The following is a 13588-nucleotide window of genomic DNA, read 5'->3' as shown; positions in this document are numbered from 1 at the left end:
AAAACAACGCTCGCCCAATGGCGCAAAATGATGACCACCAATCTTGACGGCGTATTCCTGACGTTTCAGGCAGCGCTGGCGACTTTGCCCGCAGATATGCCCGCGCGGATGATTGTGATCAGCTCTATCGCGGGCGTGCGTGGCCTTAAGAATGCGGTTCCTTATACAGTGACCAAACATGGGGTAATTGGCCTGATCCGAGGTCTGTCAGAAGAGTACATGCGGCGGCCCATCACCTTTAACGCGCTTTGCCCGGGTTATGTGGACACTGATATTGTGCGCAACCAACTGCCCGGTTTGATGAAACGCTTTGATGTCGACAAAGACGCCGCGCGCGGATTGATGGCCAAGGGCAATCGCCATCAAAAGCTGCTCGAAGTAGATGAAACCACGGCCGCTGCAATGTGGCTTTGCTCTGACGGGGCGCGCAGTGTAAACGGCCAGACGATACAGATTTCAGGGGGACAGGTCTGATGACCGATTTTGCAGCAACCAAAGAGATGTTCTATCTGCCAAAGGGCATGATCTATCTTGATGGTAACTCGCTTGGGCCATTGCCAAAAGCAACCGCCGCCCGTGTGGAACAAGCGGTCACCGCCGAATGGGGTGAAAAAGTTATCACCGGTTGGAACCGCGCAGGTTGGATGGCGCAGCCGACCGAATACGGCGACCGGATCGGGCGCTTGATCGGGGCTGAAGCAGGGCATGTTGTGCTAGGCGACACGCTGTCGATCAAGGTTTACCAAGCGCTCGCTGCGGCAATTGATCTTGTACCGGACCGCAAGGTTATTCTGACAGATAGCGGCAATTTCCCGTCAGACATCTACATGGCTGAAGGGCTGATTAAATCCCTTGGACGCGGGCTTGAGTTGCGCGTGGTCGCACCCGAAGATGTCGCGGATCACATCAATGATGATCTGGCGGTACTGATGTTGACCCAAGTCGATTACCGGACTGGACGATTGCATGACATGGCAGCACTGACTGCAAAAGCACACGCTGCTGGCGCCGTGACCGTCTGGGACTTGGCCCATACCGCAGGCGCAATGGCTGTAGATTTGCAAGGCTGCAATGCGGATTTTGCGGTTGGTTGCACCTATAAATACCTCAATGGGGGGCCCGGCGCCCCTGCATTTATTTATGTCGCCCCACGTCATATCGACACTTGCCAACCCGCACTTTCGGGATGGCTGGGGCATCAGGCACCTTTTGCATTTGATCTTGATTACCGCCCCGGCACGGGGATTGAACGGATGCGCGTGGGTACGCCGTCTGTGCTGCAAATGGCCGCCCTTGATAGCGCGCTGAACATTTGGGATGCGGTGGACATGCAAGCCCTGCGCGATGCTTCGATAATGCTGACCGAACGGTTCATTGCAGGCGTCGAAGCCGCCTGCCCTATGCTAACCCTCGCCAGTCCGCGTGATCCGCAGGCGCGCGGCAGCCAAGTTTCATTCGCGTTTGAACATGGGTACGCCGCAATGCAGGCCTGTATTGCGCGCAATCTGATCGGTGATTTCCGCGCGCCCAACATCATGCGCTTTGGCTTTACGCCGTTGTTCATTGATGCAGGCGATGTCGACCACGCGGTGCAGATCATTGCCGATGTGATGACGAACAAGCTGTGGGATGATCCGGTTTATAAACAAGTGTCACGCGTGACCTGATCCTAAATATAGGTCGTGTCTTGCCGGGCTTCTGGTGGCAACCCGCCGCCATGTACTTCGACATTCAATGCAGCCCCCAGCAAGATCAGATAGGCGCTGACGTAAAGCCATAGCAAAAGGCCGATTACTGCGCCGATTGATCCGTAGACTTCGTTGTAGCTGGCGAAATTGGTCAGGTAGTAGGATAGACCTGCGGATGCCGCGACCCATAGGATCACGACAACAACTGCGCCCACGGTGATCCAACGCCCACGGCCACCAATGCGTGCGGGACCAAAGCGGTAAAGCAGGCTAAGCCCCATCATCAAAACACCGAGTGCGATCACCCAGCGGATGCCTTCCAACAGCCACGCAGTGGAGTTGGCGACAGGAATAAACGCAAGCCCGATAGGCACAACCACGACAACCGTAAGCGCGACGATGGCAAGCGAAACCAAAGCGACCGTCAGCAACAACGCAACCACCATTTGCCAAATGCTGTTGCGCATCCGCTGACCCGCTATAGCGTTCAGTCCGCCAATCAACGCCCCTACCCCAGCGCGGCAAGACCAAAGCGCAAGCGCTATCGATACGCCTGTGGCCCAACCCAATGCTTGCGTAGGCGCGAGGATCAAGCGGTTGATCTGCACCGAAATCAAGCCGTAAGCGTCGGGGGGGATGATCCCTTCCATCAGTGATAACTGTTCAGCGATCACCACCGGATCGGCAACCAAACCAAAAATCGCGATCACAGCCGCGATGCCCGGAAAAATCCCGAACATGCCGAAAAACGCCACACCTGCAGCGATCAAGCCAAGGTGCTTTTCACCTGCGGTCTTCCATACGGCACTCAAAACGCGCCATGTTTGAAGAATTCTAGCCATCAATACGGCGCCCTACCTTCGGTTATTGCTTGCATGAAATCTATGCGAAACGCGCAGGGTTTGCCACGGCTCATAGCAAAAAGGTCATAAGGTCTACTCGCTTTCCCACGGGCGCTTCAAAAAACCTATCGCGCAAATTAATAAGTCAGGGTAGGCTGATGACAAAATAGGGCAAAGCCCAAGAAGCAGGCAGGACACTTCGTGAATACACTGACCCATCACGTCAACACGTTGGCGGAGCATATTTTGGCGCAGGACAGCGACCGCTATCTTGTCGGTATCGCAGGCGCACCCGGCAGCGGCAAATCCACGCTGGCGACAGAACTTTCCCGCCGTCTGAATGCACAAGGCCGCAAGACAGCCATTGTTCCGATGGACGGTTTTCATCTTGATAACGCGATTTTGGATGCGCGCGGCTTGCGTCCACGCAAAGGTGCACCGGAAACCTTTGATGCGCCGGGTTTTTTGCGGATGATACATGCGCTCAAATCAGGCGATGAGGTTTTTGCCCCGACTTTTGACCGCACACGCGACATCGCAATTGCAGGAGCGGTCGCCGTGCCCGCCGCCGCCCGCGTGGTGATCGTCGAAGGCAACTATCTGATGTTCGATGAGGCGCCTTGGTCTGCGTTAGCCAAACTGTGGGATGTGTCGGTGCGTGTCGACGTACCCATGCCTGAATTGCGTGCGCGTTTGATCCAACGCTGGCTGAGCCTCAATCATTCCTCTGCTGTGGCTACCCGCCGCGCCGAAGGCAACGACATTCCCAACGCCCAGCGCGTGATAGATCGCGCGTTGCAGTGCGACTTTGACCTAAACGGTCAGCCCGCACGGAATTCTTAGATAAGGACCAGTGTGATCGCGGGGAACATCAGCAAGATGAACACCCGCACCACGTCAGAGCCTACGAAGAACAGCACCGCCTTATAGGTCGCCGTCATCGGTGTTTCTTTGTCCATGCTGTTAATAATGAACAGGTTCATCCCGACTGGCGGTGTGATCAGCCCTACCTCGACGACGATCAGCACGAGGATACCGAACCAGATCGCTAATTCCTCGGTCGTCATGCCATAGTCTAGCCCCGAAATCACCGGCCAGAAAATCGGTACGGTCAACAAGATCATCGACAAACTGTCCATCAGGCAGCCAAGGATCAGGTAGAACACCAAGATCAGCACCATGACCGTCCAAGGGCTGAACCCCTGCTCGGTGACGAATGCCGACAATTCTTGGGGGACTTGGGTGAGTGCTAAAAATCCGTTGTAGAAGGCAGCCCCCAGAACGATGAAAAAGATCATGCCGGTGCCGGTTGCTGTCTCGAAGATGCTTTGACGGAACACTGCCCAGTTCATCGACCCTGAAAAGAACGCAATTAATCCGGTGCCCATCGCACCGACTGCGGCCCCTTCGGTTGGCGTGAACCAGCCATTGTAGATACCGCCGACGACCAATCCGAACACCAACAGAACAGGCCAAACTGCGCCTATTGCTTTGATCCGATCGCTGTATGGCATCCGTTCTTTGGTGCCTGCTTGGTCGGGATATATCCGCACGTAGATTGCGATTGTGATCATATATCCAAGGGCTGCGATAATACCGGGAATAATGGCTGCGGCGAATAGCTTGGCGATGTTTTGTTCGGTCAAGATTGCATAAATCACAAGGATCACCGAAGGCGGGATCAAGATACCTAGAGTTCCGCCTGCTGCCAATGTCGCCGTCGAAAACCCGCCGGAATACCCGTATTTGCGCAATTCAGGCAGCGCCACTTTGCTCATGGTCGCCGCTGTCGCCAAGGATGATCCGCAGATCGCACCAAAGCCTGCGCATGCCCCAACTGCGGCCATTGCCATGCCGCCTTTGCGGTGTCCCAGCCAAGCCTCTGCCGCTTTGAACAAGGATCGCGACATGCCTGAATGGGTCGCGAATTGCCCCATCAGCAAAAACATCGGGATGATCGACAGGTTGTAGCTCGAGAATGTCGAAAAAACCTCTGACTTCAGTCGCGCCATGAACACGGTTGTCCCATCCGTTGCCAACCACAGCCCGCCAATTCCGCAGAGCAGCATCGCTAGCCCAATGGGGGCACGCAGGAGGATCAAGAGCAGCAGAACTGGAAAGGACAAATAGCCCAGCGCAAGATCACTCATGGCGCTGCCCGCTCAGGCGCATCGCGGCGCAATAAAAGCTGACAATGCTTGCGGTGATCGCGGCTGCAAAGCTCGCTGCATAGGCCCACCAGATCGGGAACTGGATTAGATAGGTTGTTTCGCCATAACGGATTTTGTCCTGCATTCCGATGAACAAACGCCACGTGATCAACACAATTATTACGGCCATGACGATGCTCCAGAAAGTCGCCAAGGCACGATTGAAACCTGCGCCCAGACCGCTGGTGAATACGTCGACTTTGGCATGTGCACCGCTAAGCTGCGTGAGCGGTAGAAACGCGAAGATCGCGAAAGCTACGCCAGCCTCGACCAGTTCAAAGTCACCCAAAATTGGGCCAACACCCTGCCCGATCAGCCATTCGCCAAACTCGCCTAGTGCGCCGCTAAAGGCTAGATCGCTCAACTCGCGCCCGCTGATGCTGACGCAAACCATGAGCACCAAAAAACATAGCACCGCCCCACCGAGCAGTGCCATGAATTGAGCGAGCTTTTGGATTGCTGTGTGCAGCAATTGCGGTCCTCGTTTGGCGCTTAGTTGCCTGCGTTATGCTTGGCGATCAGGGCAACCGCATCGTCGTATATGCCTTGCCCGTCAAGACCTGCAGCGGTGGCTTCGGCAATCCAGTTGTCGATTGTCGGCTGGCTAGCTGCGCGCCATGCAGTGACTTGGGCCTCGTCCAACGTGATAATCGTATTACCCCGCTCAGCAGCCAAAGCCCGACCCGGTGCGTCGTACTCTTGCTGCACGCGCCCTGCGAAGGCAGAAAACTCGAGACCGGAATTCGCATCAATCACCGCCTGCAAATCCGCTGGCAGCACGTCGTAGGCGTCTTGGTTCATCGCAAAGATGAATGCGAGCGTGTAAAGCGCATCACCGGGGAATTCGGTATGGTAGGTGACCAGTTCTTGCACCTTGAGCGCTGGAACAACCTCCCATGGGATCACGGCACCGTCGATAACACCCTGCGCAAGCGCTTCGGGCACGGCTGGCACGGGCATGCCGACCGATGTCGCACCCAACGCAGTAAACATCGTCGTTGTAGTGCGCGAAGGAGCGCGCAGTTTCAGCCCGCGCAGGTCAGCCACATCGGTCACAGGCCGGTTAGCGTGGATCACACCCGGGCCATGCACCCAAAGGCCCAATGGTTTGAAATCTGCAAAATCAGTATCCATCATCCGCGCTTCTGCCAGCTCCCAATAGGCGCGCGATGTGGCTTCGGCGTCGGGGGATATGAACGGCAGCTCGAACACTTCGAGCTGCGGGAAACGGCCGGGCGTATAACCCGCAACGGTCCAGATAATATCAGCCACACCGTCGATCGCCTGATCGATCAGTTGCGGCGGCGACCCACCCAGCTGCATCGATGGAAACCGGTCGATTTTGATACGACCATCGCTGTCCGCTTCGACACGGTCGGCCCAGACGTCTAAAATATGTGCGGGCACGTTCGCTTGCGCAGGCAGGAATTGATGCAAGCGCAAGGTGACCTCTTGGGCGGTCGCAGTTGTAGACAAACATGCTGCGGTCAAAAGCCCAAGCAGGGTGCGGCGGGATGTGGTCATCGTGGTCCTCCATCAGTCAGCGACTGGGCGTTAATTGGGGCGTTGGCGCGGGAAGCGCAACGCAGAGTTAATCAGACTATCCGCGTCTCAAGTGGGGCGAAATCGCCAATTGTGCCGCGTAATACGTCACCTTGCACCACGGGACCCACGCCCGCTGGTGTTCCTGTCATGATCAAGTCACCGGCGTGCAAAGTATATAGCGTCGATAGGTCAGCGATAATTTCGGGGATAGACCAAACCATTTTATCAAGCGTCGATATCTGGCGGACCTCGTCGTTCACAGACAATCTGATCGCGAGATGCTCAATATCGCCTGCATCAGCCACTGGCGTCAAAGGTGCAATAATCGCAGAATTGTCGAAATCCTTGCCTGTATCCCAGGGCCGCCGCTTTTCTTTTGCAGCTGCCTGTAAATCACGGCGGGTCATGTCAAGCCCGCAGCCATAGCCAAAGACAACGCTCATCGCTTGATCTATCGGGATGTTACTTGCCGTCTCGCCAATTGCGACGACCAACTCCATCTCGTGATGCAAATCGGAGGTGCGCGGCGGATAAGGCATATCTTGGCCGGACAGCAAAATAGCATGGGCGGATTTCGTAAAGTAAAACGGGGCTTCGCGGTCAACTTCATGGCCCATTTCAGCAGCATGGTCCGCATAGTTGCGCCCGACGCAAAAAATGCGCCCCACAGGAAAACCATCTTGGCCGACAACGGGGATGATTGGTGCTTGGCACGGCGGGAAAACGGTTTTTGTCATGGCGCTCTCGGTCAGTTGAGTTGTGGCTGGGTCAGGCATAGCATATCAGTCGCCCAAGCGATAACGTCGCGCAAAGATTGGGGCAAGTCCCCGCAGGAGCATACGTGAAGTGAGCGCAACCTTACCACAGCTGGATGACCTCGTCGCTTGCCCGCAATGCGACACGCTTCACCGTGCCCAAAGCCTGCCTGACGGCGCGCGCGCCCATTGCCAGCGCTGCGGCATTGTCTTGATGACGTCGCAACCGGCGGCAATTGCCCAAGTCCTCAGCTTGGCGCTGACCGCATTTGTGATGATGATCGCAGCCGTAAGTTTCCCGTTCTTAACCTTGGACGCAGGCGGCCTGCATAATGCGACATCCGTGATTGACGCGGTCTTGGCCTTCAACGACGGCTACGCTTTCCCGCTGGCTATTGCGGTTGCGTTCTTTATTGTTGTTATCCCGTTGATGCGATTAACGGCGCTGATCTATGCGCTGGGACCACTGGTGCGTGAACAAAGCCCCCGCAACGGCGCGCGAACGGCATTTGCATTCGCTGAACGTTTGCGCCCCTGGAGCATGGCCGAGATTTTCATCGTCGGCGTAACTGTGGCCCTTATTAAGGTAGCCGGTCTTGCAGTCGTCACAATTGGCCCCGCTTTTTGGGCCTTCGCCGGGGTGGTGGTGATCACTGTCCTTAAAGATCAACTGATTTGTAGGTATTCGATTTGGGAAGCGCTGGACACGACCAAGCACTGATCTCGGCACGCGATGCGGGGCTTGTGGCGTGTCAACGCTGTGGGCAAGTGCATGCTGTGCAAACGGCTATCTGTGATCGCTGCGAAGGGACCCTGCGCAGCCGCGATACCCAAAGCCTGCAAAAGGTCTGGGCATGGCTGATTGCTGGAATGATCGCTTATATTCCCGCCAATCTTTACCCGATGCTGTTGACATCTACCCTTGTTGAACGCTCCGAAAGCACAATCATTGGCGGCGCCGTAGAACTGGCCGAGCACGGAGCATGGGGCATTGCGACGATTGTGTTTGTTGCCTCAGTCGTGATCCCGATGGGTAAATTTATGGCGATTATCTATCTGGCGATCAGTGTGCAGCGAAAATCACGTGAAAACCGACATGGGCGGCACAAAGCCTATGAAGCCGTTGAATTCATCGGACGCTGGTCGATGATCGATGTGTTCGTCGTTGCAATTCTTTCCGCGTTGGTACAACTCGATACCATCGCGACTATTAATCCCGGTATAGCAGCCGTTAGCTTTGCTTTATCCGTGATATTTACAATGCTTTCGGCGCAGTCATTTGACTCGCGGCTGATATGGGACGCAGACAGGACACCGCAATGAATGATGCACCATCTAACGGCCCCGCGCCGCTTGACGTGAGACCTGCGAAGAAAAGCATCACACAGCGTTTATCGCTGGTTTGGTTGGTGCCTTTGCTTGCTTTGGGTGTGTCGCTTGGGGCTGCTTGGCAGAACTACAATGACCGCGGCACGCTTGTGACGATCATTTTTGAAAATGCATCCGGTATCAAAGCAGGTGAAACGACGATCAAGTACCGCGATGTGACTATTGGCGAAGTTGAAGGCGTTGAATTTGCCGAAGGTCTTGCAGAAGTTCTGGTTCACGCCCGGATCGATAAAACAGTCGCTCCTTATCTGGATGATGACGCACAGTTCTGGGTCGTGCGCCCCGATGTGTCGGTGCGCGGGATTACCGGGCTTGAAACTGTCTTGTCGGGTGTCTTCATCGAGGGCAATTGGGACACCGAAGCAGATGTCGCCCAATATGTATTCACAGGCCTTGAGACACCAAACCTGACCCGCGCAAACCAACGCGGCACAACGGTTGTCTTGCGTGCAGACGACGGTGGCAGCCTTGCTGCAGGTGCCCCTATTTTGCACAAAGGTATTCAGGTCGGCTATCTTGAGGAACCACAGCTTTCATTCAATGGCCGCCAAGTCGTGGTTAATGCGTTTATCGAAAGCCCCTATGACCGCCGCATCACGACTAGCACACGCTTTTGGGACACGTCGGGGTTTAGCGTTTCTTTTGGCACGGGCGGGGTTTCTTTGGATGTCAGCTCCTTGGCCTCTTTGATCGAAGGCGGCATCGCTTTTGATACCGTGGTATCTGGTGGACGGCCTGTCAACGAAGGGCACCGCTTTGATATCTTCGACGATCAGCAATCTGCCCGTGACAGTCTGTTTACCGATCCAAACGCCGAAATCCTCGAGGTGGCCGTGTTATTTGACCAAACCGTGAGCGGATTGGTTGAAGGGTCAGAAGTCAGGCTGCAGGGTATCCGTGTCGGCGAAGTTAGCGACCTGAGCGCGATCGTCGTCGGCGAAGGCGAAACAGCCACCGTCAGACTGCAAGCCGTGTTGTCGATAGAACCCACGCGACTAGGGATGCCAGCCGGCGCCACCGCAGACGACGCACTTGTCTTGCTATCGGATCTGGTGACCCAAGGTCTGCGTGCACGCATGGTCACCGGCAATATTCTTGCAGGAACGTTGCTTGTCGAATTGGTCACAATTGAAGACGCGTTGCCTGCGATCATCACGCTGACATCGGGTGATTTCCCTGTGATCCCCATCACGGATTCTGAAATCTCTGACGTAGCAGCCACCGCCGAGGGTGTTCTGGCCCGTATCAACGCGCTGCCTGTAGAAGAGCTCATGGATGGCGCGATTGACTTGATGGACAGCATCGAACGTTTAGCAAATGATGACGCGATCCGCGCCACACCGGAATCGCTGGTTGCCTTGGCGAACGAAACCCGCGCGCTGATCGCATCTGACGACATCCAATCGATCCCGCGTGACTTGCGCGAAGTTATTGCCGGGCTTGATGCCTTATTGGCAGAAGCGACCGAAGTGAACTTGATCAGTGATTTTGACACAGCGATCGAGACCGCAAATCAAGCGGCCATCAACATCGAAATCGCCACCCGCAACTTGCCACAGATTACAGCCGACATTCAGCAACTGACAAACCGCGCGAACAGCCTAGAGTTCGAGGCGCTAATCGCAAATGCAGCGGCGACGCTGGCATCGATCGATAGCTTTATCGGGACTGATGACGCCGTGGCCTTGCCCGCCAGCCTGAACGGGGCGCTGGATGAAATGCGTGCGTTCTTGGCCGAGGTCCGCGTTGGCGGCGCAATCGAAAACGTCAACGCCGTCCTTGCAACCGCCAATCAAGCCGCACGGGCCATCGAAGACGCAGTTGCCACCCTGCCCGCTTTGTCGGCGCGTGCAAACCGGTTGGTGGTGCAAACAGAAGCCGTGATCGAAAGCTATAGTGACCGCTCGCGCTTTAGCGCCGAAACATTGCAGACCTTGCGCGATATCCAATCTGCGGCAGACGCAGTCACCACGCTTTCGCGCACGATCCAACGCAACCCCAATTCCTTGCTGACAGGACGCTAATTATGATGACCCGAACTTTTTGCTTTGCCTTGTTCGCAGCACTGGCGGCATGTTCCGCCCCGATTGACAGGCTTGCGATGACGCCCCAGGCGTCAAGCTTGGAACTGCGTCCCTTGGTAGGAAGTGCGATGGTGCGTACTGTGTCATTGCCATCGTACGCCGCCGCCGAAGAAGTCGCGCGCGAATTACCGGGCGGATTGATTGCCAGCAATGACGATGTGTTTTGGGCGGATGACCCAGCGCGTGCGGTCACCTTGATCCTGACAAGCAGCCTAAGCGATATTTTGAACACCGATGTCGGACCTGAACCTTGGCCCTTTGTGGGCCTGCCGGATGTGTCCATTGATGTGCGTGTCGCGCGCATGCTGTCGGGTGCAGACGGCGCGTTCCATCTGACCGGGCAATTCTATGTTGGCGGCGACGGGATTGATTTCCGTAACACGGCCAACAGTTTTGATATCAGTGTGCCGATGACAGATCAGTCCCTGCCAAGCATCGCAACGGCCCAAGCCGCAGCGCTTTTGCAACTGTCAGAGCAGATCGCCCGCACGCTAGGGCGCTAGTTTTACCCACGCACCATCGCGCTTGGATGATCGCACGCAGGCATCAACGAACTGTACGCCTTTTAGCCCATCATCTATGGTTGGATAAAGCACATCTGCGGGCACATCGCGCCCTTCACGGTGTGCGGTGATCGCATCTGCTGCCTCGCGGTAGATGGTGGCAAAACCTTCAAGATAGCCTTCTGGATGGCCAGCAGGAATGCGCGACACACGTGCGGCAGCATCAGTTGTACCAGCGCCGCTTCGTGTCAAAAGCCGCTTTGGTTCGCCGTGCGGCGTGTACCAAAGCTGATTGGGGTTTTCTTGCGCCCATTCTAGCCCGCCATTTTCACCGTAAACACGCAACTGCAGTCCGTTTTCATTGCCGGGGGCGACTTGGCTGCACCAAAGCATCCCACGCGCACCGCCTTTGAAACGCATCATCACATGCGCATTGTCATCAAGCTGGCGACCGCTGACAAAGGCCTGCAGATCCGCTGAAAGCGTCTCAAGCTCTAGTCCTGTGACAAAGCTTGCCAGATTAAATGCATGGGTCCCGATATCACCCGTTGATCCACCCGCACCCGATCTTGCAGGGTCCGTGCGCCAAGCAGCTTGTTTGAAATCCTCTGCCTTGGTCAACCAGTCTTGGGCATATTCCACCTGCACAACACGGATGTTGCCCAGAGTTCCTTCGGCAATCATCTGGCGGGCTTGCCGCATTAGCGGGTAGCCTGTGTAGTTGTGGGTCAGCACAAACAGCGCTTTGCTGTCATGCGCCGCCTTCACCAGCTTTTTAGCGTCCGCCAAAGTCGCGGTCAGCGGCTTGTCGCAGATCACATGTACCCCTCGTTTCAAGAATTCACGTGCGGCCGCATAGTGGACGTGATTTGGGGTGACAATTGCGACCGCCTCAATCCCGTCCTTCAGGCGCGCCTCGCGGATCGCCATTGCTTTGAAGTCACCGTAGGTGCGGCTAGGATCAAGCCCAAGCGCGCGCCCTGATGCTTGCGCCTTTTCGGGTGTCGACGACAATGCGCCTGCAACCAGTTGAAAGCGCCCATCAATGCGGGCCGCGATCCGGTGCACACCGCCGATAAAAGCGTCATTACCGCCGCCGACCATACCAAGCCGGATGGGTCTTTCATAAGTCATGGCCTAGATCCCCAACATCTTGCGATTGGCCGCGTGATCCACCTCGCCACCCGCAAAATCATCAAAGGCACGGTCCGTCACGCGGATAATGTGATCCTTGACGAATTGCGCCCCTTCGCGCGCGCCATCTTCGGGGTGCTTGAGGCAGCATTCCCATTCAACCACCGCCCAGCCGTCGAAATCATTGGCCGCCATTTTGGAGAAAATCGCGGCGAAATCGACCTGCCCGTCACCAAGACTGCGAAAGCGACCTGCGCGATTGACCCAAGACTGGTAGCCGCCATAGACACCTTGCCTGCCGGTTGGATTGAATTCAGCGTCTTTGACGTGAAACATCTTGATGCGGTCTTTGTAGATGTCGATATGATCAAGGTAATCAAGGCATTGCAGCACATAGTGCGACGGGTCATAGAGCATGTTGCAGCGGGCATGGCTGCCTACGCGTTCCAAAAACATCTCGAATGTTACGCCATCATGCAAGTCTTCGCCGGGGTGGATTTCATAGCAAACATCGACACCACATTGATCTGCGTGATCGAGGATTGGACGCCAGCGCGCAGCGAGTTCGTCAAAAGCGGCCTCGATCAATCCTTCGGGGCGCTGCGGCCATGGATAGATGTAAGGCCAAGCCAATGCGCCCGAAAATGTGGCCATTTCCGTCAAATCCATGTGCGCTGATGCAGACAACGCAAGCTTCACTTGATCAACCGCCCATGCCTGTCGCGCCTTGGGATCGCCTTGGACTGCAGGGGCCGCGAACCCGTCAAAGGCAGTGTCATACGCAGGGTTCACTGCGACCAATTGGCCTTGCAAATGGGTCGAAAGTTCAGTGACTGCGACGCCGTTTGCCGCGGCTTGGCTCTTGAATTCATCGCAGTAGTCCTTGGACGATGCAGCCTTTGCCAGATCGAAAAAGCGGCCATCCCAAGTGGGAACTTGCACGCCCTTATATCCGCAATCAGCGGCCCATTTCGTGATGCCATCCCATGTATTAAATGGGGCCTCATCGCCAGCAAACTGCGCCAAAAATAGCGCCGGTCCTTTGATCGTTTTCATCGCAAACTCCGTCTGTTTGTGCAAACTATAACGATTTAGAAACGGCTTTCTAGTCCTGTGTTTGAATTATTGCACTTTCCCATTCGCGCAAAAACGTGCGGCGCTTGAGCCGATCAAGATAAGTCATCAAAGCAGGTTCCAACGCGATCGCAGCACGCCCTTCTTGATCAAGACTGGGTGTCAGAGGGGGCAATGGAAACACATCAGTGCCGCTCGTGTTCGACTGAGACGCCGTCAAGTGGCGGATGAAATCAGCGGCAATCTGTGGGTTCTTTGTAGTTTTGGACGCAAAAGCCGTGCGCATCATTGTTGTGGGAAAATCTGAAGGCAAAATCACCTCAAGATCGCCAAGCGCTTCGCTGCGGGCGGACGCGTAGCTACC

At 55.8% G+C, this 13588-nt stretch carries 14 protein-coding genes and 1 pseudogene; 7 read left to right on the top strand and 8 right to left on the bottom strand.

Going from position 1 to position 13588, the window contains the following annotated elements; translation table 11 throughout:
• Positions 1–474, top strand: a 474-nt coding sequence (locus tag QZ197_RS10765) for an SDR family oxidoreductase (RefSeq protein ID WP_296431936.1), incomplete at its 5' end; no start/stop codon positions are given.
• Positions 474–1667 carry a kynureninase gene (gene kynU / locus QZ197_RS10760; RefSeq protein ID WP_296431935.1) on the top strand — a complete coding sequence of 398 codons (1194 nt, stop codon included), beginning with the start codon at positions 474–476 and terminating at the stop codon, positions 1665–1667. The genes QZ197_RS10765 and kynU, both read left to right, overlap by 1 nt.
• 2 nt (positions 1668–1669) lie before the next feature.
• On the opposite strand, the gene QZ197_RS10755 is transcribed toward kynU, so the two are convergent.
• Entirely contained in the window at positions 1670–2530 is an 861-nt protein-coding gene (locus QZ197_RS10755) for a YihY/virulence factor BrkB family protein (RefSeq protein WP_296431934.1), read from the bottom strand.
• A gap of 201 nt (positions 2531–2731) precedes the next feature.
• Between QZ197_RS10755 and QZ197_RS10750 the strand changes: the two genes are divergently transcribed.
• Positions 2732–3373, top strand: a complete 642-nt coding sequence (locus QZ197_RS10750; protein ID WP_296431933.1) for a nucleoside/nucleotide kinase family protein — start codon at positions 2732–2734, stop codon at positions 3371–3373.
• On the opposite strand, the gene QZ197_RS10745 is transcribed toward QZ197_RS10750, so the two are convergent.
• The 4 genes from QZ197_RS10745 to QZ197_RS10730 all read right to left on the bottom strand — a co-directional run bounded on the left by QZ197_RS10745 (position 3370) and on the right by QZ197_RS10730 (position 7022).
• On the bottom strand, positions 3370–4680 hold the full coding sequence (locus tag QZ197_RS10745; RefSeq protein ID WP_296431932.1) for a TRAP transporter large permease: 1311 nt from the start codon (positions 4678–4680) through the stop codon (positions 3370–3372). The two genes, QZ197_RS10750 and QZ197_RS10745, sit on opposite strands and share 4 nt — an antisense overlap.
• Positions 4673–5176 (bottom strand): TRAP transporter small permease subunit, encoded by a 504-nt coding sequence (locus tag QZ197_RS10740; RefSeq protein WP_296431931.1) that lies wholly within the window; start codon positions 5174–5176, stop codon positions 4673–4675. The genes QZ197_RS10745 and QZ197_RS10740 overlap by 8 nt, the downstream gene beginning before the upstream one ends.
• Positions 5177–5232: 56 nt before the next feature.
• Positions 5233–6264 (bottom strand): TRAP transporter substrate-binding protein, encoded by a 1032-nt coding sequence (locus tag QZ197_RS10735; protein WP_296431930.1) that lies wholly within the window; start codon positions 6262–6264, stop codon positions 5233–5235.
• 71 nt (positions 6265–6335) lie between these two features.
• Positions 6336–7022 carry a fumarylacetoacetate hydrolase family protein gene (locus QZ197_RS10730; protein ID WP_296431929.1) on the bottom strand — a complete coding sequence of 229 codons (687 nt, stop codon included), beginning with the start codon at positions 7020–7022 and terminating at the stop codon, positions 6336–6338.
• Positions 7023–7131: 109 nt separating this feature from the next.
• On the opposite strand from QZ197_RS10730, the gene QZ197_RS10725 reads away from it, so the two are divergent.
• The 4 genes from QZ197_RS10725 (at position 7132) to QZ197_RS10710 (ending at position 11016) form a co-directional block, all read left to right on the top strand.
• Complete coding sequence (locus QZ197_RS10725; protein ID WP_296431928.1) at positions 7132–7761, top strand: paraquat-inducible protein A; 630 nt, start codon at positions 7132–7134, stop codon at positions 7759–7761.
• A complete protein-coding gene (locus tag QZ197_RS10720) occupies positions 7731–8363 on the top strand; it encodes a paraquat-inducible protein A (protein ID WP_296431927.1) in 633 nt (210 codons plus the stop codon). Before QZ197_RS10725 ends, QZ197_RS10720 begins: the two co-directional genes overlap by 31 nt.
• On the top strand, positions 8360–10453 hold the full coding sequence (locus tag QZ197_RS10715; protein ID WP_296431926.1) for an MlaD family protein: 2094 nt from the start codon (positions 8360–8362) through the stop codon (positions 10451–10453). Before QZ197_RS10720 ends, QZ197_RS10715 begins: the two co-directional genes overlap by 4 nt.
• 98 nt (positions 10454–10551) lie before the next feature.
• Positions 10552–11016 (top strand): ABC-type transport auxiliary lipoprotein family protein, encoded by a 465-nt coding sequence (locus tag QZ197_RS10710; RefSeq protein ID WP_296431925.1) that lies wholly within the window; start codon positions 10552–10554, stop codon positions 11014–11016.
• On the opposite strand, the gene QZ197_RS10705 is transcribed toward QZ197_RS10710, so the two are convergent.
• The 3 genes and pseudogenes from QZ197_RS10705 to QZ197_RS10695 all read right to left on the bottom strand — a co-directional run.
• Positions 11005–12150, bottom strand: a complete 1146-nt coding sequence (locus tag QZ197_RS10705) for a Gfo/Idh/MocA family oxidoreductase (RefSeq protein WP_296431924.1) — start codon at positions 12148–12150, stop codon at positions 11005–11007. The two genes, QZ197_RS10710 and QZ197_RS10705, sit on opposite strands and share 12 nt — an antisense overlap.
• A gap of 3 nt (positions 12151–12153) precedes the next feature.
• Positions 12154–13206, bottom strand: coding sequence for a sugar phosphate isomerase/epimerase family protein (locus tag QZ197_RS10700; RefSeq protein ID WP_296431923.1), 1053 nt, complete (start codon positions 13204–13206; stop codon positions 12154–12156).
• A 49-nt stretch (positions 13207–13255) separates the two neighbouring features.
• A pseudogene (locus QZ197_RS10695) lies at positions 13256–13588 on the bottom strand (ABC transporter substrate-binding protein); the annotation flags it as partial.

The sequence above is a fragment of the Yoonia sp. genome (assembly GCF_017854415.1).
Taxonomy (GTDB): Bacteria; Pseudomonadota; Alphaproteobacteria; order Rhodobacterales; family Rhodobacteraceae; genus Yoonia.
The sequence above is the reverse complement of the archived record's forward strand: the minus strand, read 5'-3'. Positions and strand labels throughout refer to the sequence as shown.

Bases quoted from the DNA above. Each gene is read 5' to 3' on its own strand.
- kynU (WP_296431935.1), top strand. From the start codon at position 474: ATGACCGATTTTGCAGCAACCAAAGAGATGTTCTATCTGCCAAAGGGC.
- QZ197_RS10755 (WP_296431934.1), bottom strand. From the start codon at position 2,530: ATGGCTAGAATTCTTCAAACATGGCGCGTTTTGAGTGCCGTATGGAAG.
- QZ197_RS10745 (WP_296431932.1), bottom strand. From the start codon at position 4,680: ATGAGTGATCTTGCGCTGGGCTATTTGTCCTTTCCAGTTCTGCTGCTC.
- QZ197_RS10740 (WP_296431931.1), bottom strand. From the start codon at position 5,176: ATGGCACTGCTCGGTGGGGCGGTGCTATGTTTTTTGGTGCTCATGGTT.
- QZ197_RS10735 (WP_296431930.1), bottom strand. From the start codon at position 6,264: ATGACCACATCCCGCCGCACCCTGCTTGGGCTTTTGACCGCAGCATGT.
- QZ197_RS10730 (WP_296431929.1), bottom strand. From the start codon at position 7,022: ATGACAAAAACCGTTTTCCCGCCGTGCCAAGCACCAATCATCCCCGTT.
- QZ197_RS10715 (WP_296431926.1), top strand. From the start codon at position 8,360: ATGAATGATGCACCATCTAACGGCCCCGCGCCGCTTGACGTGAGACCT.
- QZ197_RS10705 (WP_296431924.1), bottom strand. From the start codon at position 12,150: ATGACTTATGAAAGACCCATCCGGCTTGGTATGGTCGGCGGCGGTAAT.
- QZ197_RS10700 (WP_296431923.1), bottom strand. From the start codon at position 13,206: ATGAAAACGATCAAAGGACCGGCGCTATTTTTGGCGCAGTTTGCTGGC.